The 7,839-nt window shown below is 71.5% G+C and carries 7 protein-coding genes and 1 pseudogene; 4 read left to right on the top strand and 4 right to left on the bottom strand.

All coding sequences use genetic code 11. The annotated features are described in order from the left end of the window. Window positions 1-319: 319 nt before the first annotated feature. Window positions 320-991 (top strand): lysophospholipid acyltransferase family protein, encoded by a 672-nt coding sequence (locus tag HTZ82_RS11475; RefSeq protein ID WP_375540802.1) that lies wholly within the window; start codon window positions 320-322, stop codon window positions 989-991. Window positions 992-1,055: 64 nt separating this feature from the next. Here HTZ82_RS11475 and HTZ82_RS11470 read toward each other — a convergent pair whose 3' ends face one another. Both HTZ82_RS11470 and HTZ82_RS11465 read right to left on the bottom strand, forming a co-directional pair. Next, complete coding sequence (locus HTZ82_RS11470; protein WP_309235421.1) at window positions 1,056-2,612, bottom strand: MFS transporter; 1,557 nt, start codon at window positions 2,610-2,612, stop codon at window positions 1,056-1,058. After that, window positions 2,609-3,163: a TetR/AcrR family transcriptional regulator gene (locus tag HTZ82_RS11465; protein ID WP_175409238.1), complete on the bottom strand. Its 555-nt coding sequence runs from the start codon at window positions 3,161-3,163 to the stop codon at window positions 2,609-2,611. Before HTZ82_RS11465 ends, HTZ82_RS11470 begins: the two co-directional genes overlap by 4 nt. A 93-nt stretch (window positions 3,164-3,256) precedes the next feature. Between HTZ82_RS11465 and HTZ82_RS11460 the strand changes: the two are divergent. Further along, window positions 3,257-3,652: pseudogene (locus HTZ82_RS11460) on the top strand (hypothetical protein); the annotation flags it as partial. Between the two features lie 12 nt (window positions 3,653-3,664). Here HTZ82_RS11460 and argH read toward each other — a convergent pair. Together argH and HTZ82_RS11450 are read right to left on the bottom strand one after the other, a co-directional pair. Further along, complete coding sequence (argH, locus tag HTZ82_RS11455; protein WP_175409237.1) at window positions 3,665-5,095, bottom strand: argininosuccinate lyase; 1,431 nt, start codon at window positions 5,093-5,095, stop codon at window positions 3,665-3,667. 70 nt (window positions 5,096-5,165) lie between these two features. After that, window positions 5,166-6,359, bottom strand: a complete 1,194-nt coding sequence (locus HTZ82_RS11450) for an argininosuccinate synthase (RefSeq protein ID WP_175409236.1) — start codon at window positions 6,357-6,359, stop codon at window positions 5,166-5,168. Between the two features lie 111 nt (window positions 6,360-6,470). Between HTZ82_RS11450 and HTZ82_RS11445 the strand changes: the two genes are divergently transcribed. Together HTZ82_RS11445 and HTZ82_RS11440 are read left to right on the top strand one after the other, a co-directional pair. Next, complete coding sequence (locus tag HTZ82_RS11445) at window positions 6,471-7,073, top strand: pyridoxamine 5'-phosphate oxidase family protein (RefSeq protein ID WP_175409235.1); 603 nt, start codon at window positions 6,471-6,473, stop codon at window positions 7,071-7,073. Window positions 7,074-7,100: 27 nt separating this feature from the next. Beyond that, complete coding sequence (locus tag HTZ82_RS11440; protein WP_175409234.1) at window positions 7,101-7,811, top strand: L,D-transpeptidase; 711 nt, start codon at window positions 7,101-7,103, stop codon at window positions 7,809-7,811. Window positions 7,812-7,839: the final 28 nt, after the last annotated feature.

Here is a 7,839-nt window from a genome sequence, read left to right as displayed (position 1 = left end):
CGCCGCCCGCGCCGAGCGCGGCCGTGCCGAGCACCGCCGCTCCCAGGACGGTCCGCCGGTCCGGACTCCTGCGCGCACCCTGTGTCATGAAGGCTCCTCTTGTGAACGTGTCTTCGATGTTCGGCCTGTTGGGCGCGCTTGATCGTAGACGGCTACGCCTTCGGTACGGCAGCCCCTGGACGAACGTGTGGAAAACGCGGGTCAACACTGCGTATCGACTCGGTTAACCCGATGTGCGGCGGGACGTGACCCGCGAGTATCGTCCTCACCTGCACAGACATGTGCCATCTGCCGTCTGCCCACGACACCGGAGGACTCGTTGTCCCGCTTCGCGCTCATCAAGGCAGTGCTCGGCCCGGTCATGCGGCTGATGTTCCGCCCCCAGGTGGAGGGCGCCGAGAACATCCCCGGATCCGGCCCGGTCATCCTGGCGGGCAACCATCTGACCTTCATCGACTCGATGATCCTGCCGCTCGTGGTGGACCGCCAGGTGTTCTTCATCGGCAAGGACGAGTACGTCACCGGCAAGGGGATCAAGGGCCGGCTCATGGCCTGGTTCTTCACGGGCGTCGGCATGATCCCGGTGGACCGGGACGGCGCGGGCGCCGCGGTGGCGGCGCTGAACACGGGCCGCCGGGTGCTGGAGGACGGCCGGATCTTCGGCATCTACCCGGAGGGCACCCGCTCCCCCGACGGCCGGCTGTACCGGGGCCGTACGGGTATCGCGCGGCTCACGCTGATGACGGGCGCGCCGGTGGTGCCGTTCGCGCTGATCGGCACGGACAAGCTGCAGCCGGGCGGCGCGGGGCTGCCGCGGCCGGGCCGCGTGACGGTGCGGTTCGGTGAGCCGATGGAGTTCTCGCGCTACGAGGGCATGGACCGCGACCGGTATGTGCTGCGGGCGGTCACGGACTCGGTGATGGCCGAGGTGATGCGGCTCTCGGGGCAGGAGTACGTGGACATGTACGCCACGAAGGCGAAGGCCGCGTAAGGGCCTGCGAAGGGGCCGCGCCCGGGTGGGTGCGGCCCCTTCGCCGTTCACGCGTCCGCATCAGTCACGGGTGGTCGGCGGCCGCGCTGTCCTCCAGGCGCTGGCCGCGCAGGAGGTGCCAAGCGGCGGCAGCCGTGGCCAGCAGGACGGCCGCGCCGACGGCTGCGGCGATGTGGAGGCCCGAGACGAAGGCGTCCTGCGCGGCGGTGACGAGGGCGGTGGCGGAACGATCCGGCAGGGCCGCCGCGGCCTCGACCGCGCCGCCGAGCGACTCGTGCGCGGCCGCGGCGGGGCCGGCGGGGACGCCGTGCGGTGTGGTGAAGTCGCGGTAGACGCCCGTCACGATGGACCCGAGGAGCGCGATGCCGAGCGCCGCGCCCAGCTCGTACGCCGTCTCGGACACGGCGGACGCGGCGCCCGCCTGCTCCTTGGGCACGCTGGACAGGATGACGTCCGCGGTGACCGTGAACGCCAGCCCCGCCCCCACGCCGACGACCAGCAGCGACGCGCCGAGCAGCGGGTAGCCGGTGCCCCGGTCGAGGACCGTCAGCGCGGCGAGGGCGAGGCCGACCGCGGCGAGCCCGCCGGAGACGACGGACCGTACGGAGAACCGGCGCGCAACGACGCCCGCGGCGAGCCCCGCGCCGACCGCGCCGAGCGCGGCGGGGAGTTCCGCGAGGCCGGCCTCCAAGGGGCTGCGGCCCTGGACCAGTTGCAGGAACTGGGACAGGAAGAAGATCAGCCCGGCGAGGCCCAGGATGGTCAGCAGGTCCGCGAGGACCGCGCCCGAGAAGCCGCGGTGCTGGAACAGCCGCATGTCGAGCAGCGGCGCGGTGAGGGTGAGCTGACGGCGTACGAACCAGGCGAGCGCGGCGGCCCCGACGACGGCGGCGACGGCCGCGTCGAGGCGCGGCCCGTGGGCGGCGGTCTCCTTGACCGCGTACACGACGCCGATCATGCCGACGAGGGACGTGCCGACGCTGGGCAGGTCCCAGGGGCCGGGCGCGGGGTTCTTCGACTCGGGGATGAACTTGACGCCGACCACGACGAGGACGGCCATCACCGGGAGGTTGATGAGGAAGACCGAGCCCCACCAGAAGTGCTCCAGCAGGAACCCGCCCACGACCGGGCCGACGGCCGCGCCCGCCGACGCCATGGCACCCCAGATGCCGATGGCGAGGCTGCGCTCGCGCGGGTCGTGGAAGAGGTTGCGGATGAGCGCGAGGGTGGACGGCATGAGGGTCGCGCCGGCGACGCCGAGCAGCGCGCGGGCGACGATCATCGTTTCGGGGGTGGTGGCGTACGCGTTGAGTACGGATACGGCGCCGAAGGCCGTGGCTCCGGTGAGGAGCAGCTTCTTGCGGCCGATGCGGTCGCCGAGGCTGCCCATGGAGACGAGCAGGCCGGCGATGACGAAGGAGTAGACGTCGCCGATCCAGAGGAGCTGGGTGCCGGAGGGCTTCAGGTCCTCGCTGAGGAAGGGCGTGGCGAGGCCGAGTACGGTCGCGTCGACGGCGACGAGCAGCACGGCGAGGACGAGGACGGCGAGCGCGAGCCAGCGGCCGGGGCGGCGTACGGCCTCCGCGGTGTCCTGAGGCGGCTGCACGGTACGGGGGGTCACTTCTCCACGCTCCTGCGTCGGGCTCCGCCGAGCAGCAGCTCGACGATCATGTACTGGAAGTCCTTGGCGGCGACGCGGCCGTCCTGCACGGCCCAGGCGCAGGTGCCGACGAGGCCGTAGAGCGCCTCGGTGAGCCAGGCGGGCGTGAGGTCGATGCGGAACTCGCCGCGCTCCTGGCCGCGCCGGAACAGCGCGGCGACGCGGGCGTCGAGGCGGGCCCAGCCCTCGTTGACCTGGTCGCCCTCGAAGAGCTGGTTCTCGGTGACGAGGAACGACAGCAGCCCGGCGCCCGGCTCGACGCCGGCGACCAGCCGCCGCAGCGCGTCCTCGGCGCAGCCCTCGTCGAGCCGGGCGGCGTCGATGGCCGCCTCGAACTCCTGGATGCCGAGCTCCTCCAGCGCCCTGACCAGCGCGTCCCGCCCGGCAAAGTGCCGGTGCAGCGTGGCCCGCCCGATCCCGGCGGCACGGGCGACCTCGTCCATGGTGGCGGTGGACTTACGGGACAGGAGGGCGGCGGCGCTGCGGAGCACCTGGTCACGGTCAACACTCATGAGACAACCATAACCCGAGTGAGACATAAATGTCTCATCTGAAAAATGATCGACTCACGGATGGGTCGGAGGGGAGCATGTGCGCATGCCGGAGGGCGGCCGCTGCGGGTCTGGCTCGACCCCCGCCACGGTCAGGAGCTGCTCGCGCTCGCCGACGTCTACGAGCTGGTGTGGGCGACGACGTGGAAGGGCGAGGCGAACGAGTGGATAGGCCCTCGGCTCGGGCTGCCGGAGCTGCCCTTCATCGACTGGCCGGAGATGCACGGCTGGGCCCCCGGCGGGACGTTCTGGAAGACGCAGTACGTGCTGGAGTACGCGGGCGGGCGGCCGTTCGCGTGGGTGGACGACGACATCACGTCGTACGACCGGGAGTTCGTGGACCGGAAGCACCTCGCCGCCGCCCTGCTCCTGTGCGTCGATCCGCGGATCGGGCTGATCCGGGCGGACTTCGACGCGCTCGCGGAGTGGGCGGCGGCGATGTGGCTGTAGCTGTAGGGCGGGTTACTTGTTCTTGGCGGCGGACCAGGCGTGCTGGATGACCAGGTCGGCCTTGACCTCGGCCAGCTGGGTGGCGACCGCGGACGGGGCCGTGCCGCCGCGGCCGTCGCGGGAGGCGAGGGCGCCGGGGACGTTGAGGACCGTGCGGACCTCGGGGGTCAGGTGCTCGGAGATCTTCGCGAACTGGTCGTCCGTGAGGTCGTCCAGCTCCTTGCCCTCCGCCTCCGCGACCTTCACGCACTCGCCGGCGACCTCGTGCGCGACACGGAACGGCACGCCCTGCTTGACCAGCCACTCCGCGATGTCCGTCGCAAGGGAGAAGCCCGCAGGGGCCAGTTCCTCCATGCGCTCCCGGTTGACCGTGAGCGTCGCCATCATGCCGGTGAAGGCCGGCAGCAGGATCTCCAGCTGGTCGCAGGAGTCGAAGACCGGCTCCTTGTCCTCCTGGAGGTCCCGGTTGTAGGCCAGGGGCAGGGCCTTCAGGGTGGCCAGCAGGCCCGTCAGGTTGCCGATCAGGCGGCCGCTCTTGCCGCGCGCCAGTTCCGCGATGTCGGGGTTCTTCTTCTGCGGCATGATCGACGAGCCCGTCGAGAAGGCGTCGTGGAGGGTCACGAAGGAGAACTCCTTCGTGTTCCAGATGATGACCTCCTCGGCGATGCGCGAGAGGTTCACGCCGATCATCGCGGTGATGAAGGCGAACTCGGCGACGAAGTCCCGCGACGCAGTGCCGTCGATCGAGTTGCCCGCGCTGCCGTTCTCGAAGCCGAGGTCCTTCGCCACCGCCTCCGGGTCGAGCCCGAGCGAGGAGCCCGCCAGGGCCCCGGAGCCGTACGGGGAGACCGCCGTCCGCTTGTCCCACTGGCGCAGTCGCTCCGCGTCCCGGGACAGCGACTGGACGTGCGCGAGCACGTGGTGCGCGAACAGCACCGGCTGGGCGTGCTGGAGGTGCGTACGCCCCGGCATCGCGACGTCCGGGTGCGCCTCGGCCAGGCCCACCAGGGCGTCCTGAAGATCGGCCAGGAGCCCGCCGATGATCCGGGCGTGGTCCCGCAGGTACATCCGGAAGAGGGTCGCGACCTGGTCGTTCCTGGACCGGCCTGCCCGCAGCTTGCCGCCCAGGTCCGGGCCGAGACGCTCCAGCAGGCCACGCTCCAGGGCGGTGTGGACGTCCTCGTCGGCGATGGTGCCGGTGAACGCGCCGGACGCGACATCGGCCTCCAGCCGGTCGAGGCCCGCCAGCATGCGGGTCAGCTCGTCCTCGGTGAGCAGCCCGGCCTTGTGCAGCACGCGCGCGTGGGCACGGGAGCCGGCGATGTCGTACGGCGCGAGCCGCCAGTCGAAGTGGACCGACGCGGACAGTTTCGCCAGCGCCTCGGCCGGGCCGTCGGCGAACCGGCCGCCCCAGAGCCGGACGTCACCGTTGTTGCTGCTCACTGCGGAAGCTCCTCGGGAGGGAGAGGGAGAGGGAGAGGGATGGTGGGTGGTGCGGATGAACGACGCCGGCTCAGGCCAGATCACGCCGCGCGGCGATCTTCGCCGACAGGCTGAAGAGGTCGATGAAGCCCTGCGCCTTCGACTGGTCGAACGTGTCGCCCGTGTCGTACGTGGCGAGGTTGAAGTCGTACAGCGACTGGTCCGACTTCCGGCCGGTGACGACGGCGCGGCCGCCGTGCAGGGTCATCCGGATGTCGCCGGTGACGTGCTGGTTGGCCTCGTCGATGAAACCGTCCAGGGCCCGCTTCAGCGGCGAGAACCACAGGCCGTCGTAGACCAGTTCGCCCCAGCGCTGCTCGACCTGCCGCTTGTAGCGGGCCAGTTCGCGCTCGACGGTGACGTTCTCCAGCTCCTGGTGGGCGGTGATCAGGGCGATCGCGCCGGGAGCCTCGTACACCTCGCGGGACTTGATGCCGACGAGCCGGTCCTCGACCATGTCGATCCGGCCGATGCCCTGCGCGCCGGCCCGCTCGTTGAGCTGCTGGATCGCCTGGAGGACGGTGACGGGCTCGCCGTCGAGGGCGACCGGGACGCCCTCCTTGAAGGAGATGACGACCTCGTCGGCCTCGCGCGGCTCGGCCGGGTTCGCGGTGTACTCGTAGATGTCCTCGACCGGGCCGTTCCAGATGTCCTCCAGGAAGCCGGTCTCCACGGCCCGCCCGAAGACGTTCTGGTCGATGGAGTACGGGGACTTCTTGGTGGTGGCGATCGGCAGGTCCGCCTTCTCGGCGAAGGCGATGGCCTTGTCCCGGGTCATCGCGTAGTCGCGGACCGGGGCGATGCACTTCAGGTCGGGTCCGAGTGCGGCGATGCCGGCCTCGAAGCGGACCTGGTCGTTGCCCTTGCCGGTGCAGCCGTGGGCGACGATCGAGGCGTCGTGCTTCTGGGCGGCGGCGACGAGGTGCTTGACGATCGCGGGGCGGGAGAGCGCCGAGACCAGCGGGTAGCGGTCCATGTAGAGGGCGTTGGCCTTGATCGCCGGGAGGCAGTACTCGTCGGCGAACTCGTCCCTGGCGTCCGCGACCTCGGCCTCCACCGCACCGCAGGCGAGCGCGCGCTTGCGGATGACGTCCAGGTCCTCGCCGCCCTGGCCGACGTCCACGGCGACGGCGATGACCTCGGCACCCGTCTCCTCGGCGATCCAGCCGATGGCGACGGAGGTGTCCAGACCGCCCGAATAGGCGAGTACGACGCGCTCGGTCACGGGTTTCTCCTTAGCGGTGCATCCAGCGATAGGCATAACTATGCAGACCTCCGTATGTTTTGTCAAAGCGCTCTCTACGGCTGATCACCCGTGCGGGCGATAATCCGGCACATGGGAAAGCGATACGACCTCATCGAAGGCCGGATACGGACGTTCATCGAGCAGCAGCCCGTCTTCTTCACCGCGACCGCCCCGCTGGCGGGCGACGGACACGTCAACCTCTCCCCCAAGGGACGCAAGGGCACCCTCGTCGTGATCGACGAGAAGACCCTGGCCTACCTGGACTTCGGCGGCAGCACGGCCGAGACCATCGCCCACCTGAGGGAGGAGGGCAACGGGCGGATCACCCTCATGTGGTGCGCGTTCGACGGACCGCCGAAGGTGCTGCGCGTACACGGCACGGGTGAGGCGATCTTCCGCGACGACCCGCGGTGGGGTGACCACATCCGCCGGTTCGAGGCGGCCGACGGACCGTCCGCCCGGGCGGTCATCGTGGTGCGGGCACGCCGGATCAGCGACTCCTGCGGCTTCGCCGTGCCGTTCCTGGACTACCGCGAGGAGCGCACCCAGCACGCCGAGCACTTCGCGCGCAAGACGGACGAGGAGTTCGCGGCGTACTGCGAGAAGAAGGAGTACGTCGGGCAGAGCCTGGACGGTCTGCCGGCCCTGCCGCTGCCCCTGCCGCCCCGGACGGACGCGCCCCGGGAGCGTTGATCGTCCGGCGCCCTTACGGTCGGGGCCATGCGCACCGGTCCCGTCATCGCCGCCGCCCTGCTCCTTCTCCTGCCCCTGTCGGCGGCCCGCGCGGCCGAGCCGCCGCCGCTGTCGCTGCCCGCGCGGCTGGCCGACACCGGGGGCGGTACGCAGCTCATCACCGCCGAGGCCCCGGACCCGGGCGCCACGGCGGGCACGGTCACCTGGTGGGAGCGGCGGGGCGACCGGCGGTGGGTGAAGGCGGGGTCCGCGCCCGCGCGGTTCGGGGCGGGCGGACTCGTGGCGGGCGAGCGGCGCCGACAGGGGACGTCGACGACGCCGGCCGGCCTGTACGACCTGCGGTTCGGCTTCGGCATCGAGGCGCCCCCGCCGGGCACCGCGTACCCGTACCGGCGCGTGACGCGGGACGCGTGGTGGTGCCAGGACAACGCGTCGGCCTCGTACAACCGGTGGGTGCGGCCGCTGCCGGCGGACTGCCGCGCCGAGGAGGCCGAGCACCTCATCACGTACGGGAAGCAGTACGCGTACGGGGTCGTCATCGGGTTCAACTACGAGCGGCCCGTGCGGGGCAGGGGCGCCGGGATCTTCCTGCACGTGAACGGGGACGGGCCGACGGCGGGGTGCGTGTCCGTGCCGAAGGACGCGATGGCTCGGATCCTGACGTGGCTGCGCGCGGGGGCCCGGCCGCACATCGCGATCGGGACGGCGTCCGGGTCCACGGCGATCACGCGCTACTGAGCCGGGGCCCGCCCGTGCGCCGGACCGG

This window comes from Streptomyces sp. TRM64462 (assembly GCF_013362995.1).
GTDB lineage: Bacteria > Actinomycetota > Actinomycetes > Streptomycetales > Streptomycetaceae > Streptomyces.
This window is presented reverse-complemented; position numbering and strand designations above follow the sequence as displayed.